Origin of the sequence: Lachnoclostridium phocaeense (assembly GCF_959599685.1) — a bacterium.
In the GTDB taxonomy this organism is placed as follows: domain Bacteria; phylum Bacillota; class Clostridia; order Lachnospirales; family Lachnospiraceae; genus Claveliimonas; species Claveliimonas monacensis.
The window spans coordinates 56511-74604 of sequence record NZ_CAUGIN010000006.1; the positions used below are offsets into that span (position 1 = coordinate 56511).

General features: G+C 53.3%; 19 protein-coding genes. 6 read left to right on the forward strand and 13 right to left on the reverse strand.

The window, feature by feature from the left end; all coding sequences use genetic code 11:
• Positions 1-2: 2 nt before the first annotated feature.
• The 3 genes from Q5911_RS04200 to Q5911_RS04210 all read right to left on the reverse strand — a co-directional run bounded on the left by Q5911_RS04200 (position 3) and on the right by Q5911_RS04210 (position 2332).
• A complete protein-coding gene (locus Q5911_RS04200) occupies positions 3-644 on the reverse strand; it encodes a Uma2 family endonuclease (protein ID WP_303181234.1) in 642 nt (213 codons plus the stop codon).
• 76 nt (positions 645-720) lie between these two features.
• Positions 721-1653, reverse strand: a complete 933-nt coding sequence (locus Q5911_RS04205; protein ID WP_076778216.1) for a sensor histidine kinase — start codon at positions 1651-1653, stop codon at positions 721-723.
• A gap of 16 nt (positions 1654-1669) precedes the next feature.
• The gene (locus tag Q5911_RS04210) at positions 1670-2332 is read right to left on the reverse strand and encodes a response regulator transcription factor (RefSeq protein WP_226395031.1); all 663 of its coding nucleotides are present in this window, start codon (positions 2330-2332) and stop codon (positions 1670-1672) included.
• A 183-nt stretch (positions 2333-2515) separates the two neighbouring features.
• Between Q5911_RS04210 and Q5911_RS14815 the strand changes: the two genes are divergently transcribed.
• Genes Q5911_RS14815 through Q5911_RS04220 form a run of 3 tightly spaced genes read left to right on the forward strand, consistent with a single transcriptional unit; the run spans position 2516 to position 3937 of the window.
• Complete coding sequence (locus Q5911_RS14815; RefSeq protein ID WP_331591698.1) at positions 2516-2686, forward strand: RNA polymerase sigma factor; 171 nt, start codon at positions 2516-2518, stop codon at positions 2684-2686.
• 9 nt (positions 2687-2695) lie between these two features.
• Positions 2696-3025, forward strand: a complete 330-nt coding sequence (locus Q5911_RS14820) for an RNA polymerase sigma factor (RefSeq protein ID WP_331591731.1) — start codon at positions 2696-2698, stop codon at positions 3023-3025.
• Positions 3026-3049: 24 nt separating this feature from the next.
• Positions 3050-3937, forward strand: a complete 888-nt coding sequence (locus Q5911_RS04220; protein ID WP_226395033.1) for a zf-HC2 domain-containing protein — start codon at positions 3050-3052, stop codon at positions 3935-3937.
• A gap of 50 nt (positions 3938-3987) precedes the next feature.
• Here Q5911_RS04220 and Q5911_RS04225 read toward each other — a convergent pair whose 3' ends face one another.
• Genes Q5911_RS04225 through Q5911_RS04235 form a run of 3 tightly spaced genes read right to left on the reverse strand, consistent with a single transcriptional unit; the run spans position 3988 to position 6461 of the window.
• Complete coding sequence (locus Q5911_RS04225; protein WP_303181238.1) at positions 3988-4896, reverse strand: aldose 1-epimerase family protein; 909 nt, start codon at positions 4894-4896, stop codon at positions 3988-3990.
• Between the two features lie 4 nt (positions 4897-4900).
• Positions 4901-5932: an NUDIX domain-containing protein gene (locus Q5911_RS04230; RefSeq protein ID WP_303181240.1), complete on the reverse strand. Its 1032-nt coding sequence runs from the start codon at positions 5930-5932 to the stop codon at positions 4901-4903.
• Positions 5919-6461 carry a transcription repressor NadR gene (locus Q5911_RS04235; RefSeq protein WP_076778230.1) on the reverse strand — a complete coding sequence of 181 codons (543 nt, stop codon included), beginning with the start codon at positions 6459-6461 and terminating at the stop codon, positions 5919-5921. Before Q5911_RS04235 ends, Q5911_RS04230 begins: the two co-directional genes overlap by 14 nt.
• 189 nt (positions 6462-6650) lie before the next feature.
• Between Q5911_RS04235 and Q5911_RS04240 the strand changes: the two genes are divergently transcribed.
• Together Q5911_RS04240 and Q5911_RS04245 are read left to right on the forward strand one after the other, a co-directional pair.
• On the forward strand, positions 6651-8222 hold the full coding sequence (locus Q5911_RS04240) for a PTS sugar transporter (protein WP_303181243.1): 1572 nt from the start codon (positions 6651-6653) through the stop codon (positions 8220-8222).
• A 121-nt stretch (positions 8223-8343) separates the two neighbouring features.
• On the forward strand, positions 8344-8940 hold the full coding sequence (locus tag Q5911_RS04245; protein ID WP_303181244.1) for a biotin transporter BioY: 597 nt from the start codon (positions 8344-8346) through the stop codon (positions 8938-8940).
• A gap of 27 nt (positions 8941-8967) precedes the next feature.
• Here the strand turns inward: Q5911_RS04245 and Q5911_RS04250 are convergent, their stop codons facing one another.
• From Q5911_RS04250 to Q5911_RS04270, 5 genes are all read right to left on the reverse strand, one after another.
• A complete protein-coding gene (locus tag Q5911_RS04250; protein WP_076780947.1) occupies positions 8968-10506 on the reverse strand; it encodes an ABC1 kinase family protein in 1539 nt (512 codons plus the stop codon).
• Between the two features lie 91 nt (positions 10507-10597).
• The gene (locus tag Q5911_RS04255; RefSeq protein WP_076778235.1) at positions 10598-10933 is read right to left on the reverse strand and encodes a phasin family protein; all 336 of its coding nucleotides are present in this window, start codon (positions 10931-10933) and stop codon (positions 10598-10600) included.
• Between the two features lie 57 nt (positions 10934-10990).
• On the reverse strand, positions 10991-11377 hold the full coding sequence (locus Q5911_RS04260) for a diacylglycerol kinase family protein (RefSeq protein ID WP_303181246.1): 387 nt from the start codon (positions 11375-11377) through the stop codon (positions 10991-10993).
• Between the two features lie 51 nt (positions 11378-11428).
• Positions 11429-12724 (reverse strand): L-cysteine desulfidase family protein, encoded by a 1296-nt coding sequence (locus Q5911_RS04265; RefSeq protein WP_303181248.1) that lies wholly within the window; start codon positions 12722-12724, stop codon positions 11429-11431.
• A gap of 132 nt (positions 12725-12856) precedes the next feature.
• Entirely contained in the window at positions 12857-13420 is a 564-nt protein-coding gene (locus tag Q5911_RS04270; RefSeq protein ID WP_303181250.1) for a TetR/AcrR family transcriptional regulator, read from the reverse strand.
• A 195-nt stretch (positions 13421-13615) separates the two neighbouring features.
• On the opposite strand from Q5911_RS04270, the gene Q5911_RS04275 reads away from it, so the two are divergent.
• A complete protein-coding gene (locus Q5911_RS04275) occupies positions 13616-15511 on the forward strand; it encodes a heavy metal translocating P-type ATPase (protein ID WP_303181252.1) in 1896 nt (631 codons plus the stop codon).
• On the opposite strand, the gene Q5911_RS04280 is transcribed toward Q5911_RS04275, so the two are convergent.
• Both Q5911_RS04280 and ptsP read right to left on the reverse strand, forming a co-directional pair.
• Positions 15490-16266, reverse strand: coding sequence for a helix-turn-helix domain-containing protein (locus Q5911_RS04280; protein WP_303181253.1), 777 nt, complete (start codon positions 16264-16266; stop codon positions 15490-15492). The genes Q5911_RS04275 and Q5911_RS04280 overlap by 22 nt on opposite strands.
• A gap of 182 nt (positions 16267-16448) precedes the next feature.
• Entirely contained in the window at positions 16449-18068 is a 1620-nt protein-coding gene (ptsP, locus tag Q5911_RS04285; protein ID WP_303181255.1) for a phosphoenolpyruvate--protein phosphotransferase, read from the reverse strand.
• Positions 18069-18094 lie beyond the last annotated feature (26 nt).

Sequence of the window (18094 nt, forward strand, 5' to 3'; positions counted from 1 at the left end):
TCCTAACAAAAGCGAAGTCTCCCTAAGATTTCCTGGAAATCGATCTCAAGGCTGCCCTCGAAAATTCCCACAGGCACTTTATCTTGAAAAGTGTACATGGAAATGCCGGGAATATCCTCCCCCTCGAACCGATAGGTAATGACTGCCTTCTTGTCCGGATCCACGATCCAGTATTCCCGGACTCCGGCGTTCATATATTTCTGCACCTTCAGCGTACAGTCTTTCTTTCTGGTGGAGGGGGACAGGATCTCTATACACAGATCCGGCGCGCCATAGATCCCTTTCCTTACAATCTTCTTTTCGTCACAGATGACAATCAGATCCGGCTGCACCATGGTCCTGTCGTCACAGTCAAGCTGTACATCCAGAGGGGACTGGACGACCCGGCAGGCTCCTTTGTTAGCTCTGATATAATTCACAAGCTCAACAGACAGTTCCATAATCAGCTCCTGGTGCGTGTAGCCGGGCGCCTCCATATAGATCAGCTCCCCGTCTATGAGCTCAGCCCTCACCTCGTCCGGAAGCCTGCGGTAATCCTCCACCGTAAACTCCCCCTGCCTTTTTGCCGCGTAAAGAGCCATCTCCTCCCGGGCCATTCCCAGCTCTTCTCCTCTTTTTTCCAGTTCTTCATAAAACGATGACATAGGCTTTCCTCCTCTTCATATGTTTACTTTTTATGTAATTTATTATAGATTATGGAAATACTTATCGTCAACTTATTTATGCGGTTGGAAGACAGATCTTCACTTCTACTCCAGGTTCCCCGCGCCGGATAGTCATAAAGCCGTCATGCTGCAGGATGATTTCCCTGGCCAGATAAAGGCCGATACCAAAGCCTTCAAAAGAGGTTGTCCGCCTGCCTCTGTAAAACCGCTGGAACACCAGGGTTTCCTCCCCCTCTTCCATGCCGATCCCTTCGTCCGCCACCTGGATGGTCAGATACATCTCACTTAAGGAGACTTCCACCCAGATCCTTCCTTTTTCATGGCTGTACTTCACACTGTTGTCCAGCACATTCCACAGAGCCTCCCCCAGCCAGCCCGGATCATGGGGACAGGACAGGCCCTCCGGTATCTGCGCACAGATTGTAAGTTCCTTTTTCTTTGCCGCCATATGCAGCCGGTCAAGAGCGCACTCCAGTGTCCCTCCAATATCCGTCTCTTCTTTTCGTATACGGATCATCCGGTTTTCCAGCCGGGACATCTTAATAAATTCCTCTGTGAGAAACTGCAATTTTTCCTGGGAAGCGCGGACTGCATCCAGGTAAAACGGGGCCGGAGAGTCTGCCGGAAGTTTCCTGTCCGAAAGCTCCCCCTCCAGAAGTTCCAGATAAGTCCCTGCGTTTGCCAGCGGGGTGCGCATCTGGTGTGCGATCTCCGTGATCAGCTTCTGGATCCGGCTGCGGCTCTCCTCGAGTTCCTGCTGCCGCCCCCGGGACATGCGCTGGATCCGCACAAGCATATGCTCCATGCGGGCGTACAGCGTCTCCTCCCCCGCCCCTGTCTCCTGTATCTCCTTTTCATCCAGCACATCTTTGATAAGGCCGGACAGGGCTTCCAGCTCTGCCGCTCTCCTTTTTCTCTGTATATACAGAACAAGAGGCAGGGTGCCTCCTGCTCCGATGACTGCTCCTGCTGCCATCCACAGCCACATAAAAACCGCCTCCCTTTTACTCCCCGAAACGGTAGCCGAAGCCAAAGACATTGGTAATATAGCTTTCCTGCCCCGGCCGTGTATCAATCTTTCTGCGGAGCCGGTTCACAGTAACACTTACTGTCCCCTCTCCCACAAACTGTCCGTCCATATCCCAGATCTGCTCCAGGATACTCTCCTTTTCCAGCACTCTCCCCTTATTTCTCATAAAAAGTTCCAGGAGCCTGTACTCCCTGGGCGTAAGGGCAACCTTCTCCCCGGCCAGGTACACTTCCTTCTTCTCCGGGCAGAGCGTAAGGTCACGGAATGTCAGGGTATCCTGTCCGGCTGTCCGCCTGAGGACAGCGCGGATCCTCTTTAACAGCACCTTCATAGGGAACGGCTTTACCACATAATCGTCCGCCCCCGCGTCAAAAGCTGCCAGCATGTCGTCCTCCTCGTCCCGTGCAGTGAGGAAAATAGCCGGGATATGTCCTCTTTTTTGCATCTCCCGGTACAGGCTGATCCCGTCCCCGTCGGGAAGGGTAATGTCCACAAGGAGGAGCGACACGCCAGGGTCCACCGTCTGCAAAGCCTCCCGGCAGGAGCGGGCTCTGACTGCCTCAAATCCCTCTTTTTCAAGGAAAATCTCCAGTGCCTGTCCCAGGAGCTGGTCATCTTCTATGATCCCGATCTTCACCCTGTCATCCTCCTTTCTTCACTGTCACTTTCTTTCCGCATCTCACTGTAGACAAAATACTATGCTGCCGCTATCATACCATATATGACAGTTCCTGTAAAAAAAGAAAACTTTTTTCCAGAAATCTGTAACAAAAGTAGGGTCTTGTACGTCTAACAGACAAAGAGGGGAGGTGACGGCACAGTGAAAGCGGATTTTGAAGAACTTTATCACCGATTTTTCAAGGATGTGTATCTCTTTGTCCTCTCCATGAGCAGGGATCCCCACACGGCAGAGGAGATCACCCAGGAGACCTTTTTCCGGGCTCTCAAAGAGATGCGGCATTTCAAAGGAAACTGTTCCGTCACATCCTAGCTGTGCCAGATCGCCAGAAATCTCTATCTGGACCAGCTCCGGAAAAGCCGGCGCCTGCTGCCGGAAAGCGATGTGGAAGAAAGCCTTTCTTCCCGGCAGTCCCCCTCCCCGGACATGGCCGAGTCCTGTATCAAGAAGGAGGATGCCCTCTCCATCTACCGGATCCTCCACTGTCTGGATGAGCCCTACAAGGAAGTCTTTACCCTGCGGGCGCTGGGGGAACTCAGTTTCCGGGAGATCGGAGACATTTTCGGGAAACAGGAAAGCTGGGCCAGGGTCACCTACCACAGAGCAAGAATGAAGATTTTAAAAGAGCTGCCGGATGGCAGCCTGCCTTAAATAAACAGAAAGGATGTGCTTATTATGAAAATTTCCTGCGACATCATACGGGATCTGCTGCCCCTCTACAAAGACAATGTGTGCAGCGATGCCAGCAAAGACATGGTGGAAGATCATCTCTCCGTCTGCCAGGACTGCCAGGAATACTATGAGCAGATGAATACAGAGCTGCCAGAGATCGTCCCCCCTGAGGAGGCGGGGGATCCCTCAAAGGCGGACTGGGACTTTTTTAAAAAAGCATCCCGGAAGCTGACATTCCGGCAGCTCATCATCGGCGGCGTGGCTGCTGTGATCCTGCTTACCCTGTACACGCTCTGCACCTCTTCCGCTCCTTTTATCGTCTCTGCCAGGGAGAAAGTGACGGAGGCTGTGCCATTTCTGGACAAAAGGATCCCCGTGGATGACGTGAAGGTCCAGGATGTATACCGGCTGGAAAACGGCGCCATCTACTGCTCCTTCACCGTGGACTCCTACATTTCCGCCTTTGACCGCCAGTATGTGGTGAAGGATGAAGGCAGCCCCCAAGTGGATTTCTCCGCATTCGGAGGTAATACCAACGGGATCTCCCTGCAGCGGTACTGGTCGGATTTCACCAAAGCAGAGGGCTACTCTTCTTCCTTCTACTTCCTTGTGCCGGAAGAGCTCTCCTACTACCGGGAAGATCCTGTGACAGCGGAGGAAAAACTGACGCGCCAGACCTCCGACGGCGTCTATTTTGTGGGAAAAGGAGGTCGAATCCTGCCTCTCTACGAGAAGGGTGAGACCATTCCAGACGCCCCGGCGGACATCGAGGCCAGGGTGCAGGAGGACACCCGGGAGTACAGCCTGGAAGAGGACGAATGGTCTGATGCTGACGCGCCAGACTATAACCATAACTACTGCTACATCCTCTCTTTCAACGAAGAAAAGTAAGACAAACGAAGACCCCTGCGGGCATCCATGCTCCTGCAGGGGTCTTCCTGTTATGCAATTCTGATGCGGTACGCCGCCTCAAAGACCTTCCCGGGTTTCAGACTGTTCTCCCATTCCCGCTCTTTCAGCTCGCCGGCAAATCCTTCCCTGTCGCATCTGCCGTACCAGGGCTCGATACAGACAAAGGGAGCCTGCTTTTTCGGCGGGGACCAAAGGCCCACAAGGGGCGCGTCAAAGGACAGGGACAGATATTCTCTTCCCTTCGGGTCCACAAGAGAGACGCTGCCGGCCTGTCCGTTTTCCAGGATCAGCGCATCCCCGTCAAAAAGGTGTTCTTCGATTGGAAGAAGTCCGTCCTTCAGCTCATATGTAACTTCCTGGTCCGTGGCAAGTCCGTTCTGCCCGAATACCCGGTTGACAAAGTATCCCATCTTTTTGCCCTCTCTGTCCCGGATGCACAGGCTGTAGTCCGTCTGTTTTTCCCACGCTCGCAGAGGACAGCAGAAAGCCGGATGCCCTCCGATGGAAAAATACATGCCACTGTCTCCGGTATTTGTGATCCGCCACATCACGCAGATCTCCTTTTCATCCAAGCGGTATCCGATCTCCAGACGGAAAGGAAACGGATACACGCTTCTCGTCTCCTCATCATCCTCCAGGACAAACCAGGCCTCCTTTTGTGACACACTCGCCAGAACAAAATCTTTGTCCCGGGCAAAGCCGTGCTGTCCCATTGGATATTCCGTATCACCGATCCTGTATTTCTGATCCCGCACCTTGCCTATAAAGGGAAAGAGAACGGGGGATGTCCTTCCCCAGTAAGCGGGATCTGCGCACCACATATATTCTGTGCCTTTCGCTTTTTTCTTTAAAGATTTCAGCTCTGCTCCGTGCAGGCTGATCTGTGCCTCCAGCATTTCATTTTCCAGCCGGATCCTGATGTCTTCCTGTCCTGTCATCTTCTTACTTCTCCTTTCCTCTGTTAAAAAGGCAGTCGCCCACCATTTTCAGCTCATCCAGATACATGCAGTTTGGCAGGGTTCCCTCTTCCACCTGCCGCCAACACTCTTTGAAGTCCATCCACCGCACCTCTTCCACCTCCGAGGCCTGCAGCGTGAGGGCCTTCTCGTCCACCGGTTCCCGGTAGATGTAGATGGCGCTCAGTTCATTGTCCCGGAAAGGCCTGCCGTAAAAGACATCCTCAAACCGTGCGCGCCGCATACCCACAAAGTGCAGCTCTTCCGCCCGGGCACGGATGCCTATCTCCTCGGAAAGTTCCCGGAGAGCAGCAGGGAGATAGTCATTCCCGGCCTCCACATGTCCTGCGGAGGAAATATCCCAGCACCCGGGATTGGAGTCCTTGCAGGCGCTTCTTTTCTGAAGCAGCAGATCCCAGCCACTTCGGTCATTTTCCCGGACGATCCAGACGTGGGAGGTAGGATGCAGACTCCCCTCCAGGTGAGCCACTCCCCTCTCCCTGACAAGGCCGGTTTTCGTCCCGTCTTCATTTAAGATATCGAAAAGTTCCAGGGGTTCTCCGTCCAGAGCCGCCTCAAGAAGCGTGTCGCTTTTGTCGTAGACCAGCTTCAAGGAAAAGAAAGGCCGTCCCTCATTCAAGAGACGGAAGAAGATCTTATCCCCCTCCCAGATATTGAGACGGAGCACCTCCTCCTTATCCACCCATTCAAGCTGTCCTTCGTCGCATGGATGAGCCTCCCCTGTAAATCCGTCCGCCGTGTAGAGGGACATGTACTCAACGGTGTCCTCACCATAGACAAAGGTAACGATCCCCCTGTACTGCCAGGAGGTGAGCGTATAGCCTGTCTCCTCCCACACTTCCCGCAGGAGACATTCCTCGGGACTTTCCTTCTCCTCAAAATGGCCGCCCACACCGATCCACTTGTCTTTATTTACATCATTTTTCTTCACCGTTCGGTGAAGCATCAGATACTTTCCATCCTGCTCAATGTAACAGAGCGTGCTAAGTCTCGTCATTGTTCTCTCCTGTATCTTCCTTTTGTTCTACAAGAAATCCTCTTTTCCTTAATTCTTCCTCTATCATATCCAGCGTCTTCTCGCTGTCCGCCGTAACTTTATGATAGTGATAATTAGATGTAATATTTTTAAGAGGACTGGATTTTCCTCTTTCAATGTCATTCAGAAATTCTGTTACTCTTCTTCTGGAATTGATATGCAGCTCCGCTTCCATATGTCCGTAAACTCTGTGATTTACCATGACATTTTCCACGTTTCCTCCCAGGTCCACAATGGCGCACAGTTCTTCACCAAGCTGCTCATCTGTGTGGTTCACCTTGAACACCCGGCTGACACTCTCCGGCCCGGTCAGTATATACCCCCGGTTGGTGGAAATGATGTCATAGCCGGACGCCCGGATCAGTGCAACGTCCTGTACAATAACCTGCCGGCTCACATGATAGAGCTCTGCCAGGCTCTTTGCCGGAACCGGCCTGCGGGCCTCCTTGATCTGGCGGACAATGTCCGCTCTTCTCTCAGAACCTGTCATGCTTCCTTCTGCCTCCTTTGCTTCTCTTTCTTCTGTCTTTCTTACTGCTTTCCATTATACTATCTTCAGTTCCGACCTGTCCAGAGTATCCTGGACACACGATAAAGTCTTGCGTCCTTTCATTCACTATGTTATACTGTTTAAGTTGTTAGTGTTTTATCATGATAAAGTAGTAGAGGAGAAAAGTGTATGAAAAAAATTGCATTTATAGGAAGCAGCGGAGGCAATCTTTTCAAACAGGGCGGCAGCGACATCCAGGGTATGATGAAGGAGATCCTCCTGCAGGCCCGCGCAGCGGAGATGGAAGTGGCAGCCGTCCAGTACATACTGGCGTCCGCCAGCCTGGACACAGCGTCTCCGGACAGCCCCGCCAAGCTGTATACATGGAGGGACGGCAACCTGTACCTGGAGAAGGAAGGTACACTCTCCCGGATCAATGAGGCAGCCCTTGCAGTGGACGCACAGATTGCAGAGCAGATCCGGGCCGGACAGATCGACGGTGTCATGTTCGTCAGCGCAGAGCCGGAAAAGATCAACCACCTGGCTTTTGAGGCTGCCATAGAGGAGGGGCTTCCCCTGGCAGGCACCGGCGGCAGCTCTGTGGCAAAGGTACAGAACATGGGCGGGAAAGTTCTCTCTGCCTCCGGCACCACCGGAACCACAAACCGCACAAGGGCCGTGGCTTTCACCACCGCCTTTGCCAAAGAGTGGGGCGTCCGCTACCGCCCGGTCATCGGAAAGACAGGGGCGCAGGCGGCAGAAAATCTCCAGGCCAATATATGGAAGCGGATCAACTTTCGCGGCATTATGATGACAAGCCTGCCGGCCTTCATCGCCATGGCCATCTGTCTTGCCATCAGCCGGATCCCCGTTTTCACCGACCTTTCCAGTGTCTTTGACACCCTGGTGGCTGCCATCCCCGTAGTCATCTGTGCCATTGCGGCAAAGCAGGTGTCCGGCCTGGATGAAGTGGGCGTGGTAGCCGGTATCGTCTCCGGCGTACTGGCTGTGGACGGCGGCATCATAGGAGGCCTTGTTGTCGGTATCGTGGCCGGTGTCTTCTCCTACTATATCAGCATCTTCTGTTTCCGCCACAACATTCCGGGAACAACGGCCAACATCGCCGCAGGGGGCCTGGGGGGCCTGGCAGCAGGACTCATCGGCATGTACCTTATCTCCCCGGTGGCTCTGTGGCTTGGGAACCGGATCTGCGATGTCATCAATGCCGCCATTGACATCAATCCGGTGCTGGCAGGAGCCCTGGCCGGCGTGCTGATCTGGCCCGCCATCATCGGCGGCGTATACCATGCAGCCATCCTCCCCATCGTTCTTCTGGAGATGGAGGAGGCAGGCTTCAGCTTCCTGGGAGCCATTGACATGACAGGGCTTGTCATGGTGTCTGCCGGCATCACCCTGGCAAATGTGCTGTTCCCCAGGGACAAAGGGCAGGCAGCGGCAGCTCTCCCCGGCTTTCTTGTAAACGTAGGCTTCGGTACGTTTGTGGAGGCCGCCTACCCCTTTATGTTCTCCAGCCGGATCGTATTTGCCGGAGCTCTTATAAGCGCCTGTGCATCCGGCGCCCTGGTGGGACTTTTCAACGTGCGGGGCACAGCCTACGTCCCCTCTGTGGTAGCACCTGCCATGGCAAATGAGGGGCACGGGATCCAGTTTCTGATCTGTATGCTGGTGGCTGCGGTTCTGGCCTTTCTCATCACGGCCCTGGCAAACATGAAAGAAAAAAAGAAAAACAGTGCTGTCTGAGGACGGCGCTGCTTTTCTTGACAATCAGAATGGCCCCTCCTATAATAAAAAAGTATGCAGCTTTCCTACAGGCTGCACACATGGAACCATTTGATTTTTATTGAGCAGGTGTATAAAATTGATGAATTACAACAACGGAAACTCTGTCCCGAAAGCGGACAAAAAAGTACAGACACTGACTCTCTGCGGTCTTTTCACCGCCCTTGTAGCCATCGGGGCTTTCATACAGATCACGATCCCTGTACAGCCTCTGCCCATGCATTTTACCCTGCAGTTTTATTTTGCCCTGCTGGCAGGGTTTATTCTGGGAGGAAAACACGGCAGTCTGAGTGTGGGGATCTACCTCCTCATCGGACTTTGCGGCGTTCCCATCTTCGCCTCCGGAGGCGGCCCCTCCTATCTGCTGCGGCCCACCTTCGGCTTTCTGCTGGGCTTTCTGTTCACAGCAGCCGTGGTAGGATGGCTGACGGAGATTTTTCACCCCAGGCACATCCTTTCCTACCTGGCCATCTCCATGGCAGGATTTGTGGTCATGTATCTGTCCGGCAATCTGTATTACTACTTTGTCAGCAATTACATACTCAGCACCCCCGTTCCCTGGAGCGTGGTGATCTTTAACTGTCTTATTCTGACAGCTTCGGGAGATTTCCTCCTGTGCGTCCTGGCATCGCTGACAGCACGAAGGCTCTCCCCTGTCATTCACAAAATCCTCTCCTAGATAAGGAGAGGATTTTTTCACATATCTTTATTTTTTTGAAAACAGATGTTTCAGAAATACATACATGACAATGCCAAAGGCGATGACATACCCGAACGCTCCCAGGGCGGGAATGCCCCAGATTTTCGGCTTCATATCCGTCGTGCAGATAATGCTGGAGCTTATGAGCAGCGCCATGACCCACAGGCCCATGACAATATTCTGGACCATCCTTCTTAAAAGCCTGGCAAGCTCCGGCGAAGCATGCAGATCCAGGTTCACCTTTGTCTGTCCCTTCAGATAGCCCTGCACAGCGTCTGAGACAAGTACCGGAATGTCCAGCGCTCTCTGCACTGCCCGGTACAGCGTCTTTCCGCCGCTTTTCAGCTCTTTCTTCCAGTCAAAATTTCTGATGATGTTCTCTTTGATCCGGCCTGCCGCGATCTCCACCATGTTGATCTCCGGAGCAATATCTGCCAGCACCCCTTCCATGTGGGTCAGTCCCCTGGCCAGCATGGTGAGCCCGTGGGGCATGATGATGCCGTTCTCCTTCATGACCTCCATGAGATCCATCATGACCTCCGCCACATCGATCTGCCCCATGTCCACTGTGCCGTATTTTGTCAGAAGACTGCTGATATCCTCATAGAGACGGCTTGGATCCGGGTTCTTCTTAAACTCTCCCAGAGCCATGACCGCTTCCTGTATAAGCCCCACGTCGTTCACCGCCACACCCCGGACGGCCAGGGCAATATACTCCCGGTCCCTCTCAGTGAGGCGTCCCATCATCCCCATGTCGATCCAGATGATCTTTCCGTCTCTCACCCGCAGGTTGCCGGGGTGGGGATCTGCATGGAAAAAGCCGTCCTCCATGACCTGCTTCATGTAGTGATCTGCCAGGCGGCTTCCGACTTCTTTCAGATCGTAGCCGTTTGCCAGCAGCGTCTCTTTATCATCAATATTAAAGCCGTCGATATACTCCATGACAAGCACATGAATGGTTGTGTACTCCTGGTAGAGTACCGGAAATCCGACATAGGCAATCCCTTCATTTTTCCGGGCAAACTCCTCCATGTTGGCGGCCTCGGTCAGAAAGTTCATCTCCTCCCGGGTCACATCCCACAGTTCGCCCAGGACCATATCCAGATCCACCATGCCCTTGATGCTCACCGGCGGGAGAAGGCGCACAGCCTTCCTGAGAAGGGCGATATCCCTGGCCATGATGCCGTAGATCCCCTTGCGCTGTACTTTGATGACTACCGGGGAACCGTCCTTCAAAACAGCCTTATGCACCTGGGCAATGGAGGCAGACCCCAGCGGTTTCTCATTGATCTCCCGGAAAATGGCTCCCCAGGAACAGCCGTAGGACTCCTCCAGCACTTCCGAGACTTCCGAAAAAGGCATGGGCTTTACGTCTGACCTGAGTCTCATCAGCTCGTCGCAGTACCTTTTGGGAAGAATGTCTGAGTGCATGGACATGATCTGCCCGATCTTGATAAAGGTGGGGCCTAAGTCCTCCAGGATCATCCGCAGCTTCTCCGGCGTCAGCCCCTTGGTGATCTCATATTTATGAAGGACCGCTGTCATCTCCCTAAGACGGCTCTTGTACTGTCCCGGCTCCTGGGCGCCGGCTCCTTCCTGTCCTTTTGCATACTCTTCCCGGTCTGCAGCTTCCTGCCTACTCATGGGCTCCTTCTTCCTCCGGCTTTGCTTCTTCAGACTCCATGGCATGAATACGTTCCTTCAGAGCCTCAATCTGTTCCGGGGACATCCGGTCCAGAAGCTCGTCCAGCTCCTCCGGGGTAGATGCCTTTACAGACACATTGACTTTATCTTTCATGGTCTTCTTGATATTGTGCTTTAACTCTTCATTGAGCGCTTTTCCCTGCTCCACTGTCAGCTCGCCCTTTTTTACCATCTCATCCAGCACTTCTTTGGACTTCTCCGTCGTCACAGCCACAGCTCCGATACCTGCCAACAGCAGTTTTTTAATGCCATCTCCAAAGTTTTCCATAGAAATCTCTCCCTTCACACATCTGTCTTTCTGTAAAGTTACCACTTTCTCCGCGGTTTATCCCATCACTCCCACAAGGAACTCCCATCCCTTCGGGAGAAAGATGATCAGCCCGGCCACAGCCGCCATGATGGAGGCAAGCAGAACCGCTCCTGCCGCCGCGTCTTTTGCCAGCTTTGCCAGGGGACGGCGCTCCTCTGTTACCAGATCCACCACCGACTCCACAGCCGTGTTCACCAGCTCCAGGGACATGATGAGACCAAAAAGCACAAGGCAGATGCACCATTCCACCGCTGAAATCTGAAAAAACAGCCCTGCAAGGATGACAAGAACCATCATACAGCAGTGTATCTGCATATTTCTCTCTTTTTTTATCACGGCAAAAATGCCTTCGAAGGCATAGCCAAAACTCTTATAAAGAGGAGGCTTTTTCTGTCCGCTCATCTTCCTTCCCTCCCGGCAAAGATTTGTTTTCATTATAGCAGAAATCCCAGGCTATGACAGCCGCTTTTCCTCAAAAATCTCCACAATAGTCTTCTCTGTCCCGGTCATTCCCGGCGAGGCGATCCGCCCCATATTGCGCATGGTCTCCTCCGGCGTCTTTCCGTTTATACCATGTACATCCGCTATATAGATGCCGTTCATGGCGAACTCCACAGACTTGTAGGCCGCATCCACCGCTGCGATTCCCTTCATGGTGCAGCCCTGGTTTCCGCCGTCACAGATCATGCCGGTAATGCTGCTGGCCATGTTGTCGAGGGTGTGGGTCATATCGTCCACAGACCCGCCCCGCAGCCACACAAGGGCGCAGGCCATACCAGAACCGGCCGCTATGGCGCATCCGCAGAAAGCGGACAGTTTTCCCGAGTACTCTTTGATATACATACACACAAGGTAGCTCAGCGCCGTAGCCCTAAGAAGCTGCTCTTCCGTGTAGTCATTCACCTTGTACGCCGCGTAAAGAGGCATGGTGGCAATGATCCCGTGGGCCCCGGAGCCAGTGATGCTCATGGCAGGTGCATCCAGCCCGATGACCCTGGCCTCGATAGCCGCGTTGCACAGAAGGGAGGCGGTAGCCTGTTCATCATCGGAGATCACCTGGCCCCCATTCAGTTTCAGAAGATGACGGGCAAAGGTCGTTTTAGGGCTCTCAAGTCCCAGGTTAAACAGCCGCAGGTTGACTTCATATGCCTCCCGGATAAATGCCAGCTCCTGTGCGTCCACTGTCTCTATATAAGATGCCAGCTCCGCCAGCGTATATCTATGGATCGTGTGCTCTTCACCGCCAAAGCCGCTGTCTCCCTGCTCATCTCTTTCTTCTTTGGCCGTCTCAAAGACCGTTTCTCCGTTCACAGTAATCTTTACGATATGGGTGTGGGTGTCCCGTATGGTCACGGCAGCGGTTCCCGTCTCCGTCTCCACCCTGGCCTCGATAAAGATGCGGCTGGATATGCTGTCAAGGTCCGTCTTTACCTTTCCCTCCCGGATCAGCTCCCGGGCCTTCACATTGTCCTCCTCCGTTACGCAGGCCAGGCACTCCAGCCCCTTCTCCGGGTCTCCGGCTACCGTCCCAAGTGCTGCCGCGTAGGCGCTCCCCACCTGGTCGGTGCCGGGTATGCCACAGGTGAAAGCATTTTTGTACATGCCGCTGTTCATGGAAACCTTGATGCTCTTCACCTCCCCCGGAACACAGCTTCGGGCCTTCGCCGCCGCAAAAGCAATGGCTCCCGGCTCCGTCACTCCAAGAGCCGGCTTCATGTCCTCCCGGATCAGTTTTGTCAGTTCATGCATATTCTCTTCCTCCCTCTCTTTTTACTTCTTTCCCCAGTATGCCGCCGCATACGCTTTTCGCATCCTTTCTACATTTTAGCATGCCGAAAATCACTTGTAAATCCGCGTGGACCCGGGCCATCTGATGGCGCCTTACAGGACAGGCTCGATGACTGCCCGAAAATACCGATCCAGTTCCTCCGGTGTCTGCTTCATCCGCCCTCTTATCCACCAAAGCACCATTTCCACAAAGCTGCCGGAGATGTGATTGACTAAAAAATCCTGCGGGATATCCATATTGACTTTCCTGTTCTGAACGACGAACTGGTTCTTTATCAATTCATTTAAACTGTCCTTGAAATACCGCAGAAAAACTTCGCTGCTTTCACAGGAAAGCAGCTCGAGGATATTATTCTCATCCTCCTGCAGATGCTGCAGCAGATGGCAGAACACAGACTCCGGCGCACTTCTGTCGGAGTACAGGCCGTGCGTGTGAGTACAGTCCACCGCGCTGCTGATAATGTGTCCAAAGAGATTTTCACATAAGGCCTTCAGCAGATCATCCTTTGTCTCGAAGTGAGCGTAGAAGGTTGTCCGGCCTACATTCGCAGTGTCTATGATTTCCTGTACCGTGATCCCGCTGTAGCTTTTTTTCGCTAAAAGCGTGCTGAAGGCAGTGAAAATAGCCGCCCTTGTTTTTTGCTGCCGTCTGTCCATAATAGCTCCTTCCGTACAATTTTTCAAAAATGTTCCATACGAAACATGGAAGCAATTTTATCCATTGTATTCCCTCTGTGTCTTGCCTACAATGAAAGCGAACAAAGTGTTCGTTATCAAATTCATTGTACGGCAGCTGCGAACAACCGTCAAGAACAAACCTGTTTGAAATGCCGTGCGGATCGGAGGTGCATTATGCTAAAGAAATTCAACGATTTTCTGTCCGGACTTCCCATGACGATCGTGGCCGGCGTATTCCTGCTGCTGGACCTGGTCCCGCACTTAATGGAGGAGCTTGGCGGCTCTCCGGCACCGCTTTCTTTTCTTCCCTTTGACCCGGCGTGGGTCACTGTCGTCATCAGCGGTATCCCTCTTTTGTACCTGGCAATATGGCGGGTCATCCACAATCCCGGCATCAGCAAAATATCGTCTGCCCTTTTGATCTGTATTGCCATGTCCGCCGCCATTGCGATCGGAGATTTATTTGCGGCGGGAGAAGTCGTGTTTATCATGGCAATCGGCGCGCTTTTAGAAGAGGCCACCACAAACCGGGCAAAAAAGGGCCTGAAAAACCTGATCAGCCTTGCGCCGGCAAAAGGCCGCAGACTCACAGGCGGGAAATCAGAAATGATACCCGCAGAGGAGATCCGGCAGGGCGATATCCTGCGCATCCTGCCCGGTGAGACGGTTCCGGCTGACGGCACCATTATAAGCGGCGAAACTTCGGTCGACCAGTCCATTATGACGGGAGAGTCCCTGCCGGTTGACAAGGGCGTGGGGGAGGAAGTGTTCTGCGGTACCATTAACCTCTTTGGTTCAATCGACATTTTGGCAACGAAAGTAGGGAAGAACAGTTCCCTGCAAAAGCTGATCCGCATGGTGCAGGACGCGGAGAACAAACAGGCGCCCATGCAGAGGATCGCCGACAAAGCAGCCAGCTGGCTGGTGCCGGTTGCCCTGCTCATCGCAGTTCTCGCCTATGTATCCACCGGGAATATCGTCACCGCAGTGACCGTTCTGGTGGTGTTCTGCCCCTGTGCCCTTGTGCTGGCAACGCCTACCGCTATCATGGCGGCGATCGGGCAGGCGACAAAGCACGGCGTGATCATCAAGTCAGGAGAAGCCCTTGAAAAAATGGGAAAGACAGATATAATTGCTTTCGATAAAACCGGTACCCTGACCTGCGGCCGCCTGGATGTCAGCGACGTCATCTCCTTTGATGGAGCGTTCAGTGAAACCGAACTGCTTTCTCTGGCCGCTTCCGCTGAAGCAAAAAGCGAACACCCGCTGGGGAAGGCGATCGTGGCGTATGCAAAGGCAAAAGAAGTGCCATTGACGGAAACAGCCTCTTTCAGGATGACGACCGGCAAGGGAATTTTTGCAGAGGCGGACAATCGCAGACTGCTCTGCGGCAACGAAAAGTTCTTCACGGAAAACGGTATTTCAATTGATAACCGGATCCAATCCGCTTTGGCACGGCTCCGCGCCCAGGGAAAAGCGTCTGTTCTCGTCGCGGAAAGCAAAAAGTGTATTGGTGTCATCGCACTTTCTGATGTGCTGCGGCCGGAAGCGAAAGACATGGTTTCCCGTCTCTCGGATATGCACACCCGCACCGTTTTACTCACCGGCGACCATCAGAAAACGGCCGAATATTTCGCGCGGCAAGTCAGCATCTCCGAGGTCCGGGCAGAGCTCCTGCCGGAAGAAAAGGTGCAGAGCATCGAAGACTTACAGGCCGAAGGCCACAAAGTCTGCATGATCGGAGATGGCGTCAACGACGCTCCTGCTCTTAAGACGGCTGACGTGAGCGTTGCCATGGGGAGCATGGGAAGCGACATTGCCATCGACGCTGCGGAAGTTGCGCTGATGAGCGACGACATTTCAAAGATCCCGTACCTGAAACGGCTGTCCAATGCCACGGTCAGGACCATCAAGGCCAGCATCACCCTGTCTATGTGCATCAACTTTGCGGCGATCGTGCTGTCCCTTATGGAAGTGCTGACACCCACCACCGGGGCTCTGGTGCACAATGCGGGTTCCTGTTTCGTCGTGCTGATCGCCGCGCTGCTTTATGACAGAAGATTTGAATGATCTGCCCCGCCCCACGGCCGCCTGGTTTTCTTCTTTTCTGGTTTTGTCAGCCATAGTACGCAGCCGGCTGTAAAGCATAACATGTATATGCCGGAAGAATATTCAAATATGAAGTCCTGCATCTCAAAATAAATCTGGTTCAGCAGCGGGCCAAAAGTAAAACCGTGGCTTTGGCTGGTTTTTTCCGGGTACAACAGAAGATCTGTCCAGTACTGGATCTTAATCACAACATACGAGATAGAAAAAGGGGCCATAAAAAGCAGACCGCCGGCAAAGGGTACGAGAACTGCCTTGTGAACAAGGCTTTTTCGGGCGGAAAAAGGCACGGTGCCTCCTGTCAGTGCCATGATCAAGGAAGTCGCCGCACTGCCGGCCCACAGAAACAGGACCGGATATCCTGTAAGTCTCATAAACAGGCTGATGCCCGGCATCTCAAACCTGGTCCGGGCCGCCATCTCCTCATACCCGGCAATTTTCTGGAAAATCACATACAGCAGCAGAATGACAACCAGACTGGCCGCCGCTGTGCGGATCTGTTTCATATCCCGCTTTTTCGTTTCCCCGTATATGAGGAGCTGTATATCAATATCCAGCTCCTCCGCTATACGGGCAAGCATCTCCACGTCCGGATTAGACTTTCCGGTCTCGTAATTGGATATGGTCTGTCTTGTCACATAAAGCTTTTCTGCCAGCTCCTCCTGGGACAGTCCCTTTTTCATCCTCTGTTCTCTGATATTCCTGCCAATCTTTGCCATCTCTTCCTCCCCCTCCCAGCATAATACCTGTTTATCTATCTTCATCATAGCTGGTTTCAGCGGAAAAGTCACGCAAAGACTCTTTGCGCACCTCTTTGGACGATTTTTTTCAAATCAAAAAGAGCAGGAGACGCTCTCCTGCCCTCTCTTACCCCCTGCCTTCCCGCAGTGGCTTTTACTTTTTACTTCACGGATGTATTCCGGATAATCTCACGGATGGGAAGCACGCTTCCCGGTGTCACGGACAGCTCGTCCACGCCCATCTTGAGGAAGGTCTCCGTCAGCGTGGTGTCCGCGCCAAGCTCACCGCAGATACCTACCCAGCAGCCGCCCTTATGGCCGTTTTCCACCGTCATGCGGATCATCTCCAGCACGGCCGGGTGATGGGAGTCGTAAATATTGTCGAGCTTTGCGTTCTGCCTGTCGATGGCCAGTGTATACTGGGTCAGATCGTTGGTCCCTATACTGAAGAAATCCACTTCCTTCGCAAGTTGCTCACTGATGATGACAGCCGCCGGCGTCTCGATCATAACGCCCAGCTCCACATCTCCGTAGGGGATGCCCTTCTCATCCAGCTCCGCCTTGATCTCAGCCACATACTGTTTTGCCTGCTGTACCTCTTTCACAGAGATAATCATGGGGAACATGATGCCGATGTTGCCGAAAGCGCTGGCGCGAAGAAGCGCCCGCAGCTGTGTCTTGAAGATCTCCGGCTGATCCAGGCAGATACGGATAGCACGGTACCCCATGGCCGGGTTCTCCTCGTGAGCAAGGTGAAAGTAGTCTGCCTGCTTGTCCGCACCGATGTCCAGTGTACGGATGATCACTTTCTTTCCTGCCATGGTCTCCGCCACTGTGCGGTAGGCCTGAAACTGCTCCTCCTCTGTCGGGAAGGTGTCCTTCTCAAGATAGAGGAACTCACTTCTGAAAAGACCGATACCGCCGGCATCGTTGGCCAGGACCCTGGCCACATCGCCCACGCTTCCTATATTGGCGTAGAGACGGATCTTCTTTCCATCCAGAGTGACATCTTCTTTTCCCTTTAACTGCTGAAGAAGCTCTCTCTGCTTCTGCTCTTCCTCTTTCTTATTCTGATAATAAGCAAGTGTCTCCTCGCCCGGATCCACGATCAGCTCGCCCTTCACGCCATCAATGACAGCTATCTTCCCGTCCAGATCCGCATCCACCGGAATACCGATCAGCGCCGGGATGTTCATGGTGCGGGCCAGGATGGCTGTGTGAGAGTTGGCGGAGCCAAGCTCTGTCACAAATCCAAGGAGCTTGGACTTGTCCATCTGCACAGTCTCGCTGGGAGCCAGATCCTTTGCCGCCAGGATCACGGGCTCGTCGCCCAGGTCTCCCGCCGCATGCCTTCCCTGGAGGATACCCACTACCCGCTCCGCTATATCCTTGATATCAGCGGACCTGGCCTTGAAGTACTCGTCCTCCATCTGAGAAAACATCATGGAGAAGTTGTCCCCGGTGGTGGCAACCGCATACTCCGCGTTGACCTTCTGCGCCTCGATCATATTTTTGATGGAGTCGTTGAAGTCGTCGTCCTCCAGCATCATGCCGTGCACTTCAAAAATGGCGGCTCCCTGCTCGCCCACTTCCTTTAATGCCTTCTCGTAGAGAGCGTTCAGCTGCTCTCCCGCCTGGGCTTTGGCCGCCTCGTAGCGCTCCAGCTCCGCCTTCGGATCTTCTATGCTTTTTCTCTGCACCATCTGCTCTTCCTTGGAATAGTAAAGGATCTTTCCAATGGCAGTTCCTTTCAGTATGGATTTACCCTGATAAGTTTTCATGGCGCACTCCTTTCTTCTTACTTACC

Coding starts and splice junctions, on each gene's coding strand:
- Q5911_RS04200 (WP_303181234.1), bottom strand. CDS start 644: ATGTCATCGTTTTATGAAGAACTGGAAAAAAGAGGAGAAGAGCTGGGA.
- Q5911_RS04205 (WP_076778216.1), bottom strand. CDS start 1,653: ATGTGGCTGTGGATGGCAGCAGGAGCAGTCATCGGAGCAGGAGGCACC.
- Q5911_RS04220 (WP_226395033.1), top strand. CDS start 3,050: ATGAAAATTTCCTGCGACATCATACGGGATCTGCTGCCCCTCTACAAA.
- Q5911_RS04225 (WP_303181238.1), bottom strand. CDS start 4,896: ATGACAGGACAGGAAGACATCAGGATCCGGCTGGAAAATGAAATGCTG.
- Q5911_RS04230 (WP_303181240.1), bottom strand. CDS start 5,932: ATGACGAGACTTAGCACGCTCTGTTACATTGAGCAGGATGGAAAGTAT.
- Q5911_RS04235 (WP_076778230.1), bottom strand. CDS start 6,461: ATGACAGGTTCTGAGAGAAGAGCGGACATTGTCCGCCAGATCAAGGAG.
- Q5911_RS04240 (WP_303181243.1), top strand. CDS start 6,651: ATGAAAAAAATTGCATTTATAGGAAGCAGCGGAGGCAATCTTTTCAAA.
- Q5911_RS04245 (WP_303181244.1), top strand. CDS start 8,344: ATGAATTACAACAACGGAAACTCTGTCCCGAAAGCGGACAAAAAAGTA.
- Q5911_RS04250 (WP_076780947.1), bottom strand. CDS start 10,506: ATGACAGCGGTCCTTCATAAATATGAGATCACCAAGGGGCTGACGCCG.
- Q5911_RS04255 (WP_076778235.1), bottom strand. CDS start 10,933: ATGGAAAACTTTGGAGATGGCATTAAAAAACTGCTGTTGGCAGGTATC.
- Q5911_RS04260 (WP_303181246.1), bottom strand. CDS start 11,377: ATGAGCGGACAGAAAAAGCCTCCTCTTTATAAGAGTTTTGGCTATGCC.
- Q5911_RS04265 (WP_303181248.1), bottom strand. CDS start 12,724: ATGCATGAACTGACAAAACTGATCCGGGAGGACATGAAGCCGGCTCTT.
- Q5911_RS04270 (WP_303181250.1), bottom strand. CDS start 13,420: ATGGACAGACGGCAGCAAAAAACAAGGGCGGCTATTTTCACTGCCTTC.
- Q5911_RS04275 (WP_303181252.1), top strand. CDS start 13,616: ATGCTAAAGAAATTCAACGATTTTCTGTCCGGACTTCCCATGACGATC.
- Q5911_RS04280 (WP_303181253.1), bottom strand. CDS start 16,266: ATGGCAAAGATTGGCAGGAATATCAGAGAACAGAGGATGAAAAAGGGA.
- ptsP (WP_303181255.1), bottom strand. CDS start 18,068: ATGAAAACTTATCAGGGTAAATCCATACTGAAAGGAACTGCCATTGGA.